Origin of the sequence: Caulobacter sp. CCNWLW153 (genome assembly GCF_036889365.1) — a bacterium.
In the GTDB taxonomy this organism is placed as follows: Bacteria; Pseudomonadota; Alphaproteobacteria; order Caulobacterales; family Caulobacteraceae; genus Caulobacter; species Caulobacter radicis.
Map to the genome: position 1 here is coordinate 137,179 of NZ_JBAKFV010000014.1, position 15,086 is coordinate 152,264.

Annotated in this window: 17 protein-coding genes and 2 tRNA genes; 3 read left to right on the forward strand and 16 right to left on the reverse strand. The window is 69.7% G+C overall.

What is annotated here, in order from left to right; genetic code table 11:
- Positions 1 to 23: 23 nt before the first annotated feature.
- The gene (locus tag V6S85_RS20560; protein WP_334350081.1) at positions 24 to 902 is read right to left on the reverse strand and encodes a transglutaminase family protein; all 879 of its coding nucleotides are present in this window, start codon (positions 900 to 902) and stop codon (positions 24 to 26) included.
- A gap of 279 nt (positions 903 to 1,181) precedes the next feature.
- A complete protein-coding gene (locus V6S85_RS20565; RefSeq protein WP_334350082.1) occupies positions 1,182 to 1,850 on the reverse strand; it encodes a TetR/AcrR family transcriptional regulator in 669 nt (222 codons plus the stop codon).
- A 192-nt stretch (positions 1,851 to 2,042) separates the two neighbouring features.
- On the opposite strand from V6S85_RS20565, the gene V6S85_RS20570 reads away from it, so the two are divergent.
- The 3 genes from V6S85_RS20570 to V6S85_RS20580 are packed head-to-tail and all read left to right on the forward strand — an operon-like array spanning position 2,043 to position 6,267.
- Entirely contained in the window at positions 2,043 to 3,737 is a 1,695-nt protein-coding gene (locus tag V6S85_RS20570) for an MFS transporter (protein WP_334350083.1), read from the forward strand.
- Complete coding sequence (locus tag V6S85_RS20575) at positions 3,734 to 4,894, forward strand: HlyD family secretion protein (protein ID WP_116568390.1); 1,161 nt, start codon at positions 3,734 to 3,736, stop codon at positions 4,892 to 4,894. The genes V6S85_RS20570 and V6S85_RS20575 overlap by 4 nt, the downstream gene beginning before the upstream one ends.
- Positions 4,894 to 6,267 (forward strand): efflux transporter outer membrane subunit, encoded by a 1,374-nt coding sequence (locus V6S85_RS20580; RefSeq protein ID WP_334350084.1) that lies wholly within the window; start codon positions 4,894 to 4,896, stop codon positions 6,265 to 6,267. The genes V6S85_RS20575 and V6S85_RS20580 overlap by 1 nt, the downstream gene beginning before the upstream one ends.
- 107 nt (positions 6,268 to 6,374) lie before the next feature.
- On the opposite strand, the gene V6S85_RS20585 is transcribed toward V6S85_RS20580, so the two are convergent.
- From V6S85_RS20585 to hisD, 14 genes are all read right to left on the reverse strand, one after another.
- The gene (locus V6S85_RS20585; RefSeq protein ID WP_133244771.1) at positions 6,375 to 6,614 is read right to left on the reverse strand and encodes a hypothetical protein; all 240 of its coding nucleotides are present in this window, start codon (positions 6,612 to 6,614) and stop codon (positions 6,375 to 6,377) included.
- A 282-nt stretch (positions 6,615 to 6,896) separates the two neighbouring features.
- Positions 6,897 to 6,973: transfer RNA gene (locus tag V6S85_RS20590), tRNA-His, on the reverse strand.
- A gap of 190 nt (positions 6,974 to 7,163) precedes the next feature.
- Positions 7,164 to 7,904 carry an energy transducer TonB gene (locus tag V6S85_RS20595; protein WP_334350085.1) on the reverse strand — a complete coding sequence of 247 codons (741 nt, stop codon included), beginning with the start codon at positions 7,902 to 7,904 and terminating at the stop codon, positions 7,164 to 7,166.
- Between the two features lie 10 nt (positions 7,905 to 7,914).
- Entirely contained in the window at positions 7,915 to 8,349 is a 435-nt protein-coding gene (locus V6S85_RS20600) for a biopolymer transporter ExbD (RefSeq protein ID WP_058347885.1), read from the reverse strand.
- Between the two features lie 5 nt (positions 8,350 to 8,354).
- Positions 8,355 to 9,263: a MotA/TolQ/ExbB proton channel family protein gene (locus tag V6S85_RS20605; protein WP_116568384.1), complete on the reverse strand. Its 909-nt coding sequence runs from the start codon at positions 9,261 to 9,263 to the stop codon at positions 8,355 to 8,357.
- Positions 9,264 to 9,909: 646 nt separating this feature from the next.
- A tRNA-Phe gene (locus V6S85_RS20610) sits at positions 9,910 to 9,985 on the reverse strand.
- Between the two features lie 101 nt (positions 9,986 to 10,086).
- Positions 10,087 to 10,257, reverse strand: a complete 171-nt coding sequence (gene yacG / locus V6S85_RS20615; RefSeq protein ID WP_116568382.1) for a DNA gyrase inhibitor YacG — start codon at positions 10,255 to 10,257, stop codon at positions 10,087 to 10,089.
- Positions 10,254 to 11,294: a ribonuclease E/G gene (locus V6S85_RS20620; protein ID WP_334350086.1), complete on the reverse strand. Its 1,041-nt coding sequence runs from the start codon at positions 11,292 to 11,294 to the stop codon at positions 10,254 to 10,256. Before V6S85_RS20620 ends, yacG begins: the two co-directional genes overlap by 4 nt.
- On the reverse strand, positions 11,291 to 11,890 hold the full coding sequence (locus V6S85_RS20625; protein WP_334350087.1) for a Maf family nucleotide pyrophosphatase: 600 nt from the start codon (positions 11,888 to 11,890) through the stop codon (positions 11,291 to 11,293). The genes V6S85_RS20620 and V6S85_RS20625 overlap by 4 nt, the downstream gene beginning before the upstream one ends.
- A gap of 13 nt (positions 11,891 to 11,903) precedes the next feature.
- Entirely contained in the window at positions 11,904 to 12,122 is a 219-nt protein-coding gene (gene infA, locus V6S85_RS20630) for a translation initiation factor IF-1 (protein ID WP_004617696.1), read from the reverse strand.
- A gap of 98 nt (positions 12,123 to 12,220) precedes the next feature.
- Positions 12,221 to 12,682 carry an arsenate-mycothiol transferase ArsC gene (locus tag V6S85_RS20635; RefSeq protein ID WP_116568375.1) on the reverse strand — a complete coding sequence of 154 codons (462 nt, stop codon included), beginning with the start codon at positions 12,680 to 12,682 and terminating at the stop codon, positions 12,221 to 12,223.
- Positions 12,682 to 13,158 carry a UPF0262 family protein gene (locus V6S85_RS20640; RefSeq protein ID WP_116568373.1) on the reverse strand — a complete coding sequence of 159 codons (477 nt, stop codon included), beginning with the start codon at positions 13,156 to 13,158 and terminating at the stop codon, positions 12,682 to 12,684. Before V6S85_RS20640 ends, V6S85_RS20635 begins: the two co-directional genes overlap by 1 nt.
- An 18-nt stretch (positions 13,159 to 13,176) precedes the next feature.
- Complete coding sequence (locus tag V6S85_RS20645; RefSeq protein WP_116568371.1) at positions 13,177 to 13,692, reverse strand: hypothetical protein; 516 nt, start codon at positions 13,690 to 13,692, stop codon at positions 13,177 to 13,179.
- On the reverse strand, positions 13,692 to 14,975 hold the full coding sequence (gene hisD / locus V6S85_RS20650) for a histidinol dehydrogenase (protein ID WP_334350088.1): 1,284 nt from the start codon (positions 14,973 to 14,975) through the stop codon (positions 13,692 to 13,694). Before hisD ends, V6S85_RS20645 begins: the two co-directional genes overlap by 1 nt.
- Positions 14,976 to 15,086 lie beyond the last annotated feature (111 nt).

Here is a 15,086-nt window from a genome sequence, read left to right on the forward strand (position 1 = left end):
GCGGCGTTTTTCATTGATCGGCCTCAAGCCGCCTCGCACAGCGCATCGAGCTGCTGCACGTCGACGGCCACGCTGAGTTCCGAAAGTCCCGGATCGCCGAGCACCGTGCCCGAAACCGGCAAGGCCTCGGCCGGGGTGCGCGTGGCGGCCACCCGGATCAGATCCTCGGACTCGGCCAGGCCGTTGGTCGGATCGAATTCGGTCCAGCCCAGGTCGGGCAGGAAAACCTCGCACCAGGCATGGGTCGCGCCCGCGCCCCGGATGCCGCCATGCGCGGAACTATAGATGTAGCCGGTGGCGAACATCGCCGCGTAGCCCAATCGCCGCAGCGCCTCGACCATCAGCCAGGCGAAGTCGCGGCAGGTGCCCGCCCCGCGCGCCACCGTCAGGGCCGGGCTCTGGGTGCCCTCGGCGGCGCGGGCCTGGTATTCGAACTGGTCGTGGATCGTGGCGTTCAGGCGCAGCAGGAAATCGAGCGCCGGCTCGTCGGGCCGCTCCATCTGCTCGCGCAGCCAGCGCAGCAGCACCCGGTCGGCGTCTTCCGTGGCCGGGCGGATGAACGGGTCCAGCACCGCCCGGTCCTCGCGGCCATAGACGATCGGCGAGACCGTGTGCGGGTCGTCGATCGCCTGGTCGCTCAGCGGCGCGGGAAAGCGGTCTATGATCAGGCTGCTGGTGATGGTCAGGAAATCGGCCTGCCCCTCCGGCTGGAAGGTGCAGACGCAGTTGCCGCTGGCGTCATAGCTCCAGCGCGTCTGGCCGGGCAGCGAGGTCGCAAGCCTGGCCTCGACGATGCGGATGGCGTGGCTGTCGCGCGGCCGGATCAGCAGCCGGTGCGGCCCGAACGCCACCGGGCGCTCGTAAGCGTAACGGGTCTCGTGAGTGATGCCGAGCCGAGCCATGGGGCCACCTTAACCCTCAGGCCCGGCGATCGTTCCTCACATGCCGGTGATTCGTGCAGGTGATCGGAAGTTGAGTTGGTGCGCGCTGGTTACAAGGCCCGCTTCGCGCATTCCTTTTAAGCGCCCGTCATTCCCGCCCTTGTGGCGGGAACCCCTGGTGCCGTTCGCGCGGGAAGAGCCTGCGGCGTGCTGAGCACGCCGCCCTAGCCGCCCTTGCGGCTGACAGAGGGGTTCCCGCCACAAGGGCGGGAATGACGGGATGCTAGGGTGGAGCCGACCTCAAGCCGCGAACCCTGCTTCGGCGAAGGCCAGCATCCGCTCCAGCAGCGAGACCACGTCGGCCTCGCTGGTCTGGCCTTCCGACAGCACGTTCAGGCGGTCGAACTCGGCGAAGCGGTTGTTGTGCAGCATGCCCAGGGTGAAGTGCAGCCGCCAGTAGACGTCTTCCGGCGACAGGTCCGGGCGGGCCTTGAGCAGGGCGTCGGAGAAGCGGCGCAGGTGCGAGACGTCGGTCTTCAGGACCTGGCGGATCTCGTCGGTGCCCTCGCTGCGGGCGCGGATCAGGAACTGCAGCGAGATCCGGCGCTCGTGGTCGGGAGCCAGCCAGCGCAGCGGCGGGGTCAGCAGGGCGGCCAGGATCTCGCGCACCGGCGGGCCCCCCGCGTTGCGGTCGTTGGCTTCGTGCAGCATCCGGGCCCGCTCGCGGTTGAGCTCGGCCGTACGGCGCTTGAAGATCTCGAACAGCAGGGCGTCCTTGGAGCCGAAGTGATAGTTCACCGACGCCAGGTTCACGCCCGCCGCGGCGGTGATGTCGCGCACCGACACGTTCTGGAAGCCGTGCAGGGCGAACAGCCGCTCGGCCGCCGTGAACACCAGGTTCTTGGTGACGGCTTCGGTTTCCTGCGCCTCGGCGTCCTGGCCGGCGGCGATCTCGGTGGTCGAACTCAAGACTTCAATCCCCTTTACCCCTAGGGAACCCTTACAAGCGTTCGAATTTGGCGCAAGCGTCAAGATGCGCCGAGGTCTGAGGAATTTCGTTCAAGACGCATGGCGGCCACGCCCCCAAGCCTGCGTCACCGACGACATTTGACCGACGACGCGGCGCATCCCACAGTGACGTCGTCAGCATCAAGAGGCGCGATGCCCCGGCACGGCGAGACGATCGGCCAGATCCCGGATTGGCTGCCGCACGAGCGGCCGATGATGCCCGGCTCGCCCTCGACGCCGGACTTCCCCCTGCCCTTCCGCGTCGTCCACGCCCTGATCTCGGTCCTGATCGGCGTGACCGGCTCGCTGGGCACGGCGCTGATCTCGGTCAACCTGCCGGCCATCCAGGGCTCGCTGGGCCTCACCCCCACGCAGGGGGCCTGGCTGACCACGATCTACATCATGACCAACATCTCGATGAACCTGCTGCTGGTGAAGTATCGCCAGCAGTTCGGCATCCGCCGGTTCACCCTTGTGTTCCTCAGCCTCTACACGGTGGCCGCCTTCGCCCACCTGTTCCTCGACAACTATCCGATGGCCCTGGCCCTGCGGGCGATCAGCGGCGTCGGCGCCGCCGCGCTCAGCGCCCTGGCCATGTTCTACATGCTGCAGGCCTTCCCGGCGTCGTTCCGGATGGGCGCTCTGGTGCTGGGGGTCGGCGTCTCGCAGCTGGGCGCCCCGCTGGCCCGGGTGATCTCCACCGGCCTGCTCGACGCGGCCTACTGGCACGGCCTCTACGCCCTGGAAGCCTGCCTGGCCGCCGCGTGCCTGGCCGCCGTTCTCCTCTTCCGCCTGCCGCACGGCGTGCGCATCCACGTCTTCGAGAAGACCGACGCCCTGACCTTCGCCCTGCTGGGCGGCGGCCTTGGCCTGATCGTCGCCGTCCTGGGCCTTGGCCGCATCGTCTGGTGGTTCGAGGCGCCGTGGCTCGGCTGGTGTCTCGCCGCCGCCGTGGTGATGATCGCCATAGCCTCGCTGGTCGAGCACGGCCGCGTCCACCCGCTGATAGACACCCGCTGGGTGGCCACCGGCGCCTTCCTGCGCTTCTGCCTGAACATCGCCCTGGTGCGCCTGATCCTCTCCGAGCAGAGCGTCGGCGCCGCGGGCCTGATGAACGCCCTGGGCCTGGCCGCCGAGCAGCAGCGCCTGCTCTACGGCGTCGTCCTGCTGGCCACCATCGCCGGCGTCGTGGTCAGCGCCTCGACCCTCAATCAGAAGACCCTGGCCCCGCAGTTCCTCGGCTCGATCCTGCTGATCGCCGTCGGCGCCTTCCTCGACGCCCGCGCCACGGTGCTGACCGCGCCCGTGAACCTGTATCTGAGCCAGGCCCTGCTGGCCTTCGCCGCCGCCATGTTCCTGGGGCCGGCCTTCATGTTCGGCATCGGCCAGCTGCTGACCCGGGGCCTGGGCTCGATCATCACCTTCTCGGTGATGTTCGGCGTCGCCCAGAACCTGGGCGGCCTGTTCGGGGCCTCGCTGCTGGGCACGCTGCAGACCGTGCGGGCCCAGCATCACGCCGTCTATCTGGCCGAGCACCTGACGGGATCCGATCCGGCCGTCGCCGCGACCCTGCAGGCCTATGGCGGGGCCTATGCCGCCACCCAGGCCGATCCGGCGTTCCGCGCCGCCGACGGCGTGGCCCTGCTGACCCAGCAGTTGATCCAGCAGGCCAACATCCTGGCCTTCAACGACGTCTTCCGGGTGATCGGCATCATCGCCGTCGCCCAGTTCTTCTACGCCGCCCTGCTGTTCGTGTTGCTGGCCGTGCGCATGAAACGCCAGGGCGCCCAGGCGCCCGCGCCGCCGTCTCCCCCGACATCATCCAAGCCCGCCTCGGAACCCGCATGACCGACGCCGCCGCCCCGCCGCCGCCCGCCAATCCCTCGCCTCAGCCGCCCCCGCAGCCGGAAGACCGCGCCGCCGCGGCCGCCCCGCCTCCGGCCCGGCCCAAGCCTCCGGGCGTGCGGGCCATCGTGCTGACGGCGGTCGTCACCCTGGCCGTGGTGCTGCTGATCCTGTTCCTGTGGAAGCTGCCGCCCTTCGCCGGCTCGGTGCAGCGCACCGACAACGCCTATGTGCGCGGCCAGGTGACGGTGATCGCGCCCCAGCTCAGCGGCTATGTCACCAAGGTGCTGGTGCAGGACTTCCAGAGCGTGCGCGCGGGCCAGCCCCTGGTCGAGATCGACCGCCGCATCTATGGCCAGCGCCTGGACCAGGCCCGCGCCACCCTCGCCGCCCGCGAGGCGGATCTGGCCAACTCGACCCAGGCCCAGGCCTCGCGCGAGGCCGCCCTGGCCGCGCGCCACGCCGACATCGGCTCGGCCCAGGCCCAGCTGGAGCGGGCTCGCGCCGACATGGCCCGCGTCGCCGACCTGGCCACCGACGGCTCTGTGTCGCTGCGCGAGCGCGACCAGGCCCGCGCGGCCCTGCGCGCCGCCGAGGCCCAGGTGGTGGCCGCCCAGGCCGGCCGCGACATCGCCCGTCAGGACGTCCGCTCGGTCGGCGTTTCGCGCCAGGGGCTGGAGGCCGCCGTCGCCGCCGCCCGCGCCGCACTGCGCCTCGCCGAGATCGACATGGACAACACCCTGGTCCTGGCCCCCGCCGACGGCCAGCTGGGCCAGATCGGCGTGCGCCAGGGCCAGTTCGTCACCGCCGGGACCCAGCTCGTCTCGCTGGTGCCGCCGCAGCGCTGGATCATCGCCAACTTCAAGGAGCGCCAGGCCGGCCGCATGCGCCCGGGCCAACCGGCCAGCGTCACGGTCGACGCTCTGGGCGACCGCCGCTTCCATGGCCGCATCGAGCAGATCTCGCCGGCCACCGGCTCGGAGTTCAGCATCCTGCCGGCCCAGAACGCCACCGGCAACTTCACCAAGATCGCCCAGCGCCTGCCCGTGCGCATCGTGCTCGACGCCGACCAGCCCGACCTTTCCCGCCTGCGCCCCGGCATGTCGGTAGAGGCGCAGGTTGACCTGGCCAAGGCGCCGCGCGAGCGGGAGCGCCGCTGATGCGCCTGGCCCTTTCCGTCGTGACGACTGCGCTGCTGCTGGCCGCCTGCGCCACGCCCGGTCCGAAGACCGCGCCGCCTTCCGAAACCGCCGTGGCGCCCCCCGCCGGCTGGCGCGCCGAGTCGCCCGCCGGCCAGGAGACCGTCGCCGCCGACTGGTGGAAGGCCTTCGGCGATCCCCGGCTTTCCGAACTCGTCGCCGCTGCCCTCGCACGCAACGCCGACCTCGGGATCGCCGAGGCCCGGGTGCGCGAGGCCGAGGGCCTGGCCGCCCAGTCGCGGGCCGCGCTCTTGCCGACGCTGAACGCGACGGGCGGACTGCAGAAACAGCGCGAACTGTCGGCCTTCGGCACGCCGGCCGAGCCCCTGGCGGGCCAGGGCCAATTGCAGGCCGCCTACGAGATCGACCTGTGGGGCCGCCTGCGGGCCGGCGACGCCGCGGCCCGCGCCAGCCTGCAGTCCAGCCGCTACGGCCGCGACGCCGGCCGCCTGTCCGTCGCCGCCGCCGTCGCCCGCGCCTATGTCTCCCTGACCTCGCTGGACGCCCAGCTGGCCACCGCCCGCGCCACCCTGGTCTCGCGCCAGGAAGCGGCTGGCCGGGCCCGTCGCCGGGCCCAGCAGGGCCTGACCTCCAATCTCGAACTGCGCCAGGCCGAGGGCGAGTTGGAGGCCGCCGCCCAGCGCGTGCCGGCCCTCGAACTGGCCGTCCGCCGCCAGGAGGCGGGCCTGGCCCTATTGACCGGCCAAGACGGCGCGGGACCGATCGCCCGGGGCGGGCTCGACGCCCTGGCCGTGCCGCAGCCGGCTGCTCCCCTGCCCTCGGCCCTGCTGGAGCGCCGGCCCGACATCGCCCAGGCGGAAGCCAGCCTGGCCGCCGCCGACGCCAGCCTGGCGGCCGCCCGCACCGCCTTCCTGCCGCAGGTCAGGCTGTCGGCGGCCGCGGGCGGACTGAAGGTGCTGCACATCGATCCGCTGACCACCTGGAGCCTGGGCGGCAGCGTGCTGGCCCCGATCTTCGACGGCGGCCGCCTGCGCGGCGCCTCGGACGCCGCCGCCGCTCGCCGCGACCAGGCCGCCTTCGCCTATCGCAAGGCGGCCCTGACGGCCTTCAACGAGGTCGAAAGCGCTCTGGAGGGCCAGGGTCGGCTGGCCGAGCAGGAGGATCACGCCCGCCTGCAACGCACCGCCGCCGCCCGTACGCTGGACCACGCCCGCAAGCGCTACCAGGCCGGCTATGTCGCCTATCTGGAGGAACTGGACGCCCAGCGCGGCCTGCTGGCCACCGAGCTCGCATTGTCGCAGGTGCGCGAAGCGCGGCTGCTCAACGCCGTGACGCTCTACCAAGCCCTGGGGGGCGGCTGGACCACACCATAGAAGGCCAGCGCTCCGGGTTTGCAGAAGCGCCGACGATTCCGGCCGCAAGGCCGGGAATGATGATTGTATGGTCGGCCTAGGGTAGCGCCGGCGCCCGTTGGGCGCCTCTAGTCCTGGCTCAGGAACAGCACCGACTCTGGGGCGATGCGGTCGCCGCCGGGCTCGACGCCCAGCACATCGGCGGAGATCACGCGCACGATGGCGTTCAGCACGTCCAGCTTCTCACCGCCTTGCGCCGCGGCATAGGCCGGCAGCAGGTCGGCGAATCCCAGCAGCCCGGCCACGTCCAGCGCGGCGGCCGCCAATTGCTCTTCCGTCGGACCGATTCCCATAGCGCCGTCCGCCATTGCTTCCTCCCGATCTCGCTCCGCGTCGCGCGCGGGCCCGCTCAAGCGGCGGTGTCGTGAGCGTCACCGTACGCACGTTGCACGCGACTTGGCTATGGTCCGTGCAAATGCGCGACGATCGGCCTCACAAGACCCTGTCCGCGACCGGTAATCCCATGGACCGCCAGGCCTTGCCATGCGGCGCTCCGCCGCCGCGACGCAATGGCGCGGCCTTGAGGGGCGGGCGCCAGGGCGCGGAAAAGAAAAAGCCCGGCGTCGCCGCCGGGCCTGTTCATCGTCTCGTGGTACCACCTCTCGGGCTCGAACCGAGGACCTCTAGATCCACAATCTAGCGCTCTAACCAACTGAGCTAAGGCGGCTCCGCGAGAGGCGTGTTCTTAGTCGGACCCGCCCCCGGGATCAAGCGGCGAAAAGGCGTCCGGCGGGGAAATTTTCACGCCTCGAACAGGCCTTGATGCCGCCGCGCCTTCGCCCGCCGTTACGGGCAAAGAAAAACGCCCCGGAACCGGAGTTCCGAGGCGTCTTCTTGGGATCGTCCCAGGCCTGCCGCTATTGCGGGACCTGGAAGGTGATCGGCACCGTGATCTCGCCGCCGTCCACCGGAGCCCCGTCGAGGGTCTTCGGCTTCATGCGGAAGAGGCGCGACAGCTTCAGGGCCGCGTCGCCGAAACCGTAGTCGGCCGGAGATTCCGACACGACCGAGCAGTTCTCGAGCGAACCCTTGGCGTTCACCGTGCAACGGATCGTCGCACGACCACCGACTTCCATCCGCTGCGCACGGTCCGGATAGTACCGGGCCATGTCGTCCGAGTTCGGCTTACGCGCCCAGTCGGGACGCGTCACGACCGAAGCGCGGGCCGGCGGAGCCGTCACCGGCGCCGGCGGAGCCGACGAGATGATCGGCGGCGCCGTCTGCTCGACCCGCTCCTTGACGGGCGGGATCGGGAGCGGCGGCGGCGGCGTCACGTCCGGCGGCGGCGCGATCGGCGGCCTCGGCTGCACCACCGCGGGAGGCGGGGGCGGAGCGTTGGTCGGCGGCGGCGGCGGCGGCGGAGGAGGCGGCGGCGGAGGCGGCGGAGGCGGAGGCAGCTCCACGTCCACGGCTTCGTCGCTGTACTCCTTCAGCACTGCTTCGAACTTCTGCTTCGCCAGGTAGGCGAAGAGAGCCGCGTGCAGGCCGATCACGATGATCGTCGCGACGCCGAAGGTGCCGATGCCCTTCTTCCGGCGCGGGCCTTCCGAAGTCAGCGGATCGTAGTGGCGATGCTCGGGCGTTTGTTGTTCAGCCATGCATCACCCCTCAGCTGTTCTCATCACGGCCCACGAGAGCCACGCTGTAGAACCCATTGTCCTGGAGGGTGTTCATCACCTCCATGAACGAGCCGTAGCGCGTCTTTTCGTCAGCACGGATGAAGATGCGCTCCTTCGAAGGGTCGCGTCTGCCGATGTTCTTCGTCAGGTCCTCACCCATCGTGTCAATCGAAGTGCGATCGTCGCCGATGTACAGCTGACCGTTTGACTTGATGGAGATGTAGACCGGTTTCGGCGGGTTAGGCGATGCTTTCGCTACCGCCGGCGGCAGGTTCACTTCGATCGACACGGAGGCCAGCGGGGCCGCCACCATGAAGATGATCAGGAGGACCAGCATGACGTCCACGAAGGGCGTGACGTTGATCTCGCTGTTCTGTTCGACGTTGAACCTGTCGCCGCCGCCGCCCGAAAGTTTGGCGGCCATCGGTCTTACGCCCCCTTGTCGAGCTGACGCGAGATAGCGTTCATCAGTTCAGCAACGAAGCCTTCCGAGCGGGTGCCGTAGGCCGAGATGCGGGTTTGGAAGTAGTTGTAGAAGATAACGGCCGGGATAGCGGCGAACAGACCGATACCGGTGGCGAGCAGGGCTTCAGCGATACCCGGGGCCACGACGGCGAGGTTGGTCGTGTTGGTGTTCGCGATGCTGATGAACGAGGTCATGATCCCGTACACCGTACCGAACAGACCGATGAACGGACCGCCCGAACCGACCGAAGCCAGGAACACCATGCCGCCCGACAGACGCTTGGCGAGCGAGGCTTGCACGGCGTTGATGGCGTAGGTGGCGCGGGCCAGGGTCGAGTCGCGGTGCTCGCCGCCGACTTGCAGGCCGGCTTGACGCGACAGTTCGACTTCTTGGGCGGCCGCGGCGGCCATGTCGGCCAGCGGGTTGCCTTCGAATTCTTCCGACGAGCCGATGCGGGCGATGTCCGAGATCGAACGGGCGCCGCGGAAGGCTTCCAGGAACTGGTCGGTCTGCTTGTTCAGGCTGGCGAACTCGAGGAGCTTGGTGATCAGCAGCACCCACGAGAAGATCGAGGCCAGGATCAGGCCGATCATGACGACCTTAACGACGATGCCGGCGGCCAGGAACATGCCGACCGGGGTCAGCGAGTGCGACTTCATCTTTTCGGTGGCGGCTTCACCGGCGTCCTCGGCGGGAGCGGCGTCAGCGGCCGGGGCCGGGGTTTCAGCAGCCGGGGTGGCGGCCGGAGCGGCGGCTTCGGTGGTGGCCGGCGCGGGAGCGGCGGCGTCCTGAGCGAAGGCCGGGGCGCTCGCCATCAGCGCCATGGCGCCGACGAGAGCGATGAGGGGGGTCTTCCGTTTAATGTCGAGCATCTGTCGCCAGTTCCTGATTGGTCTAGCACGTTTGGACCGAGGGTCGTCGCGCGAGAGCGTCTCCACCCTAACTTGAAAAGCCCGCTTTCCCATCCGATCTCTCGGAAGGTGGGCGAACCCGCTTCGCTGCGCTCGACCCGTTACGCCCGCCGCGGAAGGCTCATGCCCGCCGTGAAGGATCGTTTCGAAGCGCGAGTGACCGGAGCTCCTCTCGAAGCCCAGGCCTTACCGCAATGTTAGAATTGCGGCATGGGTCCTTTGGCAACCCCTTTTCGCACCGTCAAGGGGGCCGCTTGGGCATAAATTTACGACAGTCACCCCCGGTGAACGCCCTTTGCTGCACCGCACAAATGAGAAATCAGGAATTCGAGGCGGTTTTTCCCTATCAAAGGGAATATTGGCGCCGCAGCGCAGCATGCCGACAAAACAGCGATCTTCCGCCGAGTGCGCGCGAGGTGGTCAGATGTCCCTCAAACGAGGCGCCTCAGAATCTCTGAGCCCGCTCGCAAATGTCCTCATCGGACAAGAATCCGTCGCCCTGCCGACTTACCGGTAAGCTTGGGTGAACGCCCCTATCCGCCGAGAGGACGACGCGAAAGGTCGACCGCCCATCATCGGCGTCGATCTGAACGGCATGAAAGGAAGGTGGTGCCTGGGGCCGGAATCGAACCAGCGACACGCGGATTTTCAATCCGCTGCTCTACCAACTGAGCTACCCAGGCCCTTGGGCCTTCGAAGCGGTGAAGGCCGCTTCTGGCCTCGCCCGGCGGCGAGGAGGGGGTCTATAGGAGAGCCCGCTGGGCTTGTCCAGCGCCCTTTTCGACTAATTGTCGAAGTCTGTGGATGGAGGGTTTTCCTCGTCGTCCTGGGCGCCTGGCACGACGTAGCGATCCGACAGCCAGCGTTGCAGGTCGACGTCCGCGCAACGCTTGGAGCAGAACGGACGCGTGGCGTCCTGGGCGGGCTTGCCGCAGATGGGGCAGGCGCTGCTCATGCCGCGGACACCTCGATACGATCGTTGCTCCAGCCGGGCTCGGCGGAAACGGTGAAACGGCGACCCAGGCGCTCGGCGAGGCCTGCGTCGAGTTCGGCGAAGGCCTCCAGCACGGCCGGGGCGCAGCGGGCGGCCAGGCGGCCGCCGGGATCGGCGCGCCCTTCCCGCTCAATGGCGCGAGCCAGGCGACGAGCGGCGTAGGGGGCGGTCCAGCCGCCTCGCGCGTCCACCAGCCGCTCCATGACCGGCCGCGCGCGACGCGGCAGGGCCATCTCCAGCGCCCCGAACTTGCTGATCGCCCCGACGGCCACGCCCGGATTGTCGGGCGCGAAGGCGTTGCGGGCGGCCACGGTCAGGGCCTGGCCGTCATGGCCGCGCCCGACGAGGTCGAACACCACCAGCCCCCCGAGGCCCTTCAGGCGCATCACCCGGGCCGAAACCCCGATCGCGGCCATGTTGGCCTGGCGGGCGGCGCGCTTGGCGTCGCCTTCGCGACCGCCCAGGTCGACATCGACCGAGGTCAGGGCGCGGGTCGTTTCGATGGCGACGTCGCCGCCGCCCGGCAGGGCGAAGACCGTTTCCAGAATGTCGGCCTCGGCGGCTTCCACCGCCTCGAGGGCGCGCTCGCCCGTCGTCGGCGAGCCGGCCTTCACATAGTGGCGCAACTGCTCATCGAGCGTCGGGGCGGCGGCCAGCACGCGCGGCTCCCCCTCGCCTTCGCCGATGAAGCGGGCCACGGCGGCCTTGTCGGCGCGCGAAGCGGTGCGGATCTCGATCTCGACCAGACCGCCCTGCACCAGCTTGGGCATGTCGGGCTTGATCGGCAGCAGCACGTCGCCGCCGCCCGGCAGGGCCACGAAGGCCGCCCCGAAGGCGCGCTCGATGGATTTCACCCGGGCCACGCCACGCACGCCCTCGGCGTCCAGCGGATCATCGCCCGGCCACTGCACGATCAGGCGCTCGGGCCGGCCGTCCAGGGTGACGACGCCGACGGTCTCGCCGACGCCCTTGTAGAGATAGGCGCGACGCTCGCTCATGCGGCGGCCTCGCGACGGGTCCAGCCCTTGCCGTCCAGCATGCACAGGGTCTCGTACAGCGGCAGACCGACCACGCTGGGATACGAGCCCTGCAGGTCGACGATGAAGCCGCCGGCCACGCCCTGCACGCCGTAGCCGCCGGCCTTGCCGCGCCAATCGCCGCTGGCGACGTAGGATTCGAGTTCGGCGTCGGACAGGCGCTTGAACACCACCCGCGTCTCGATCACCCGCGAGCTGATCGTTCCGTCCGGCCCGATCAGCGCGACGCCGGTCAGCACCTTGTGGGCGCGGCCGGTCAGCAGCTTCAGGCAATAGCGGACGTCGGACTCGGTCTCGGCCTTGGGCAGGATGCGGCGCCCCACGGCCACCACGGTGTCGGCGGCCAGCACGAAATCGCCCGGCGAGCGCGCGGCCACGGCGCGCGCCTTCTCCTGCGCCAGGCGCAGGGCATGGCGGCGCGGAGCCTCGTCGCGCAGCGGCGACTCGTCGATGTCGGCGGGATCGACCCGGTCGGGGGTTACGCCGACCTGGGCCAACAGGTCCAAGCGCCTGGGGCTCGCACTGGCCAGGACCAGCGAAGGCTGGGCGACCGTCATGTGCGCGCCCGGCTTACTTGAAGCGGTAGGTGATACGGCCCTTGGTCAGGTCGTAGGGCGTCATTTCCACGAGCACCTTGTCGCCGGCCAGCACGCGAATGCGGTTCTTGCGCATCTTGCCGGCGGTGTGGGCGATGATCTCGTGATCGTTCTCGAGCTTCACGCGGAAGGTGGCGTTGGGCAGCAGTTCGCTGACCGTACCGGGAAACTCAAGCAGTTCTTCCTTAGCCATCAGGCCTCTCAACAGGGGTTCAATAGCAACGCGGCCCGCGCGACCCGTGGGCGAGTCGTGACGCGAGCCGCGGCTGCGAGGCGGGGCTTATAGCGCATTCACCCCCCGAACGTCGATGGTGTCCCGAAACGCGCGCGGATCGCGGCCGAAAGCGTGTCGCGAACCTCACGATACGCGGCCAGCATCGCCTCGCGCGAGCCGTCGTTCACCAGGGTCGGATCGTGGGTCGGCCAGTACTCGATCTCGACGGCGCGGTCGCGCGACAGCTCCACCGCCCGGTGCTGGGCTTCCGGCGTCAGCGAGACGACGACGTCGAAGCTGTCGTCCTCCAGTTCGTCGAAGGTCTTGGGCCGGTGGGTCGCGACGTCGACGCCCATCTCGTCCATCACCGCCACCACGAAGGGGTCGATCCCCTCCCCGGCCGGATCAGGCTTCAGGCCGCACGAGTCGACATACGACCGGGTTCCGTAGAACCGCTTGAACAACGCCTCGGCCATCGGCGAGCGCACGCGGTTGTAGTTGCAGGTGAACAGCACCGCATCGGGCAGATCGACCACGATCAGCCCCGCCAGTGCAGCGCGCAGATCAGGGTGAAAAGGCGCCGGGCCGTGTCGAGATCGGTCTTCACCTTGCCGTCCAGCCGCTCGCGCAGCAAGGCCGAGCCTTCGTTGTGCAGCCCGCGCCGGCCCATGTCCAAGGCCTCGATCTGCTGCGGCGTCGAGTTGCGGATCGCCTGGTAGTAGCTGTCGCAGATCATGAAGTAGTCGCGGATCACCCCGCGGAACGGCGACAGCGACAGCAGGTGCCGCTTCTCGTAGCCGCCGCCGACGATGTCGAGCGCCAGGCGGTTCTCGATCAGCGACAGCTTCAGGTCATAGGGCCCGCCCTGCGCCTCGGCCGGTTCGAAATAGTTCTCGTCCAAGAGGTCGAAGATCGCGACCTGGCGCTCCTGCTCCTGGTCGCGCGAGGCCGCGGCCAGCGAATCCTCGTCGATGGCGATCGTCTTCAGGAAGTGCTTGCTGGCGTCGTCGGACATCGAAGGGAGATTTGCCTGTCAGGACGAAGATGGCAATTGGCGAGCCGCGTCGAGATCCGCGCGAACGCCGTTTAGGAGGGCGACGGCCTGGCACGTTTCGGCGCCGGGTTCGCCGGCGGGAGCGGCCGCGAGCAGCGCCTCGGCCTCGTGCAGCCGCCCGGCCCTGACCAGGGCCAAGGCCTGATTGCCTCGAAACACCGCGAGATTGGCGTTGCTCTCGATGCCCCGGCCGGTCTCGAACGCCCGGATCGCCTGATCGTAGAGGCCCGCGTCCGACAAGGCCGCGCCGAACAGAGACCACAGCATGGGCGCGTTGGGCGCGCGCCGCACGCCTCGCGCCAGAATCGCCCGCGCGGCCAGCGGTCGCCCGAGACCTTCATAGGCCTTGGCCCGGATCTCATAGGATCCTGAGAAGCGCAGGCGATAGAGGCGCAGACCGGTCTTCCAGGCGGATTTGAAGCGGCCACGAGCCAACTGCCCGTCGGCCTTGGCCATCAGGGCCTCGACGCGCCGCTGCGTGCGCTCGTCCGCCATCAGCCGCCGGAAAGCCGGATGGACGCCGACAAGGCGTGGGCCGGCAGCCCCTCGGCCTGCGCCAGCGCCGCGGTGTGCGGCCCCAGGATCCCGAACGAGGCCGCATCGCACTTCACGATCGAGGTGCGCTTGATGAAGTCGTAGATCGACAGGCCCGACTGGAAGCGCGCCGCGCGGCTGGTGGGCAGCACGTGGTTGGAGCCGGCCACGTAGTCGCCGATGGCTTCCGGCGTCAGGCGGCCCAGGAAGATCGCTCCGGCGTGGCGCACGCGGTCGGCCAGCCGTTCGGGCTCGTCCAGGGCGAACTCGACGTGCTCGGGGGCGATGGCGTCGACCAGGGCCGGGCTCTCGTCGAGCGGGGCGATGATCACCGCGCCGTGGTCGCGCCACGAGGCGGCGGCGTCCTCGCCGGTGGCCAGCGTCTTGAGGCGTTCGGCCACGGCCGCCTCGACGGCGGCGGCGAAACCTTCGTCGTCGGTGATCAGGATCGACTGGGCGGCCGGGTCGTGCTCGGCCTGGCTCAGCAGGTCGGCGGCGATCCAGTCGGGATCATTCTTGGCGTCGGCCACCACCACGATCTCCGACGGACCGGCCAGGGCGTCGATGCCGACCACGCCGTACAGGCGACGCTTGGCGGCGGTGACATAGGCGTTGCCGGGGCCGACGATCTTGTCGACCGGCTGGATCGGACCCGCGCCATAGGCCAGGGCGGCGACCGCCTGGGCCCCGCCCACGCGCCAGATCTCGGTCACGCCGGCTTCCTTGGCCGCTGCGAGCACCGCCGGCTGAAGCTTGCCGGGCGGGGTGACCATGGCGATGCGGTCGACGCCGGCCACCTGGGCGGGCACGGCGTTCATCAGCACGGTCGAGGGATAGGCCGCGCGGCCGCCGGGCACATAGACGCCCACGGCCTCCAGCGGCGTCCAGCGCCAGCCTAGCTCGACGCCGGCCTCGTCGGTCCAGGCCTGGTCGGCCGGACGCTGGCGGCTGTGATAGGCGCGGATGCGGGCGGCGGCGAAGGCGATGGCCTCGCGCACCTCTTGCGAGCAATCGGCCGCGCCCGCCTCGATCTCCTCGGCGGTGACGCGCACGGTGTCGGGCGTCAGCTCCACCTTGTCGAAGCGGCGGGTGTAGTCGAGCACGGCGTCGAGACCGCCGTGTCGCACGGCCTCCAGCACATCCGCGGTCGCGGCGTCGACGTCGGCGGGCGAACCGCGGCGCTCGTCGAGGAAGGCCTTGAAGGCCTGGGCGAAGTCGGGGCTGGAAAAGTCGAACCGGCGCATGGGGCCTAGATGCGCGTTTTTACGGCGGGAGCAAGGGGATAAATCCCCCGTCCGCCCGCAGCTCCGCTCCCACCACCCACGCGCCCTTGGTTCTCGACGCCGGCGAGGCTA

Coding starts and splice junctions, on each gene's coding strand:
- V6S85_RS20560 (WP_334350081.1), bottom strand. CDS start 902: ATGGCTCGGCTCGGCATCACTCACGAGACCCGTTACGCTTACGAGCGC.
- V6S85_RS20570 (WP_334350083.1), top strand. CDS start 2,043: ATGCCCCGGCACGGCGAGACGATCGGCCAGATCCCGGATTGGCTGCCG.
- V6S85_RS20575 (WP_116568390.1), top strand. CDS start 3,734: ATGACCGACGCCGCCGCCCCGCCGCCGCCCGCCAATCCCTCGCCTCAG.
- V6S85_RS20580 (WP_334350084.1), top strand. CDS start 4,894: ATGCGCCTGGCCCTTTCCGTCGTGACGACTGCGCTGCTGCTGGCCGCC.
- V6S85_RS20585 (WP_133244771.1), bottom strand. CDS start 6,614: ATGGCGGACGGCGCTATGGGAATCGGTCCGACGGAAGAGCAATTGGCG.
- V6S85_RS20595 (WP_334350085.1), bottom strand. CDS start 7,904: ATGGCTGAACAACAAACGCCCGAGCATCGCCACTACGATCCGCTGACT.
- V6S85_RS20600 (WP_058347885.1), bottom strand. CDS start 8,349: ATGGCCGCCAAACTTTCGGGCGGCGGCGGCGACAGGTTCAACGTCGAA.
- V6S85_RS20605 (WP_116568384.1), bottom strand. CDS start 9,263: ATGCTCGACATTAAACGGAAGACCCCCCTCATCGCTCTCGTCGGCGCC.
- yacG (WP_116568382.1), bottom strand. CDS start 10,257: ATGAGCAGCGCCTGCCCCATCTGCGGCAAGCCCGCCCAGGACGCCACG.
- V6S85_RS20620 (WP_334350086.1), bottom strand. CDS start 11,294: ATGAGCGAGCGTCGCGCCTATCTCTACAAGGGCGTCGGCGAGACCGTC.
- V6S85_RS20625 (WP_334350087.1), bottom strand. CDS start 11,890: ATGACGGTCGCCCAGCCTTCGCTGGTCCTGGCCAGTGCGAGCCCCAGG.
- infA (WP_004617696.1), bottom strand. CDS start 12,122: ATGGCTAAGGAAGAACTGCTTGAGTTTCCCGGTACGGTCAGCGAACTG.
- V6S85_RS20640 (WP_116568373.1), bottom strand. CDS start 13,158: ATGTCCGACGACGCCAGCAAGCACTTCCTGAAGACGATCGCCATCGAC.
- V6S85_RS20645 (WP_116568371.1), bottom strand. CDS start 13,692: ATGGCGGACGAGCGCACGCAGCGGCGCGTCGAGGCCCTGATGGCCAAG.
- hisD (WP_334350088.1), bottom strand. CDS start 14,975: ATGCGCCGGTTCGACTTTTCCAGCCCCGACTTCGCCCAGGCCTTCAAG.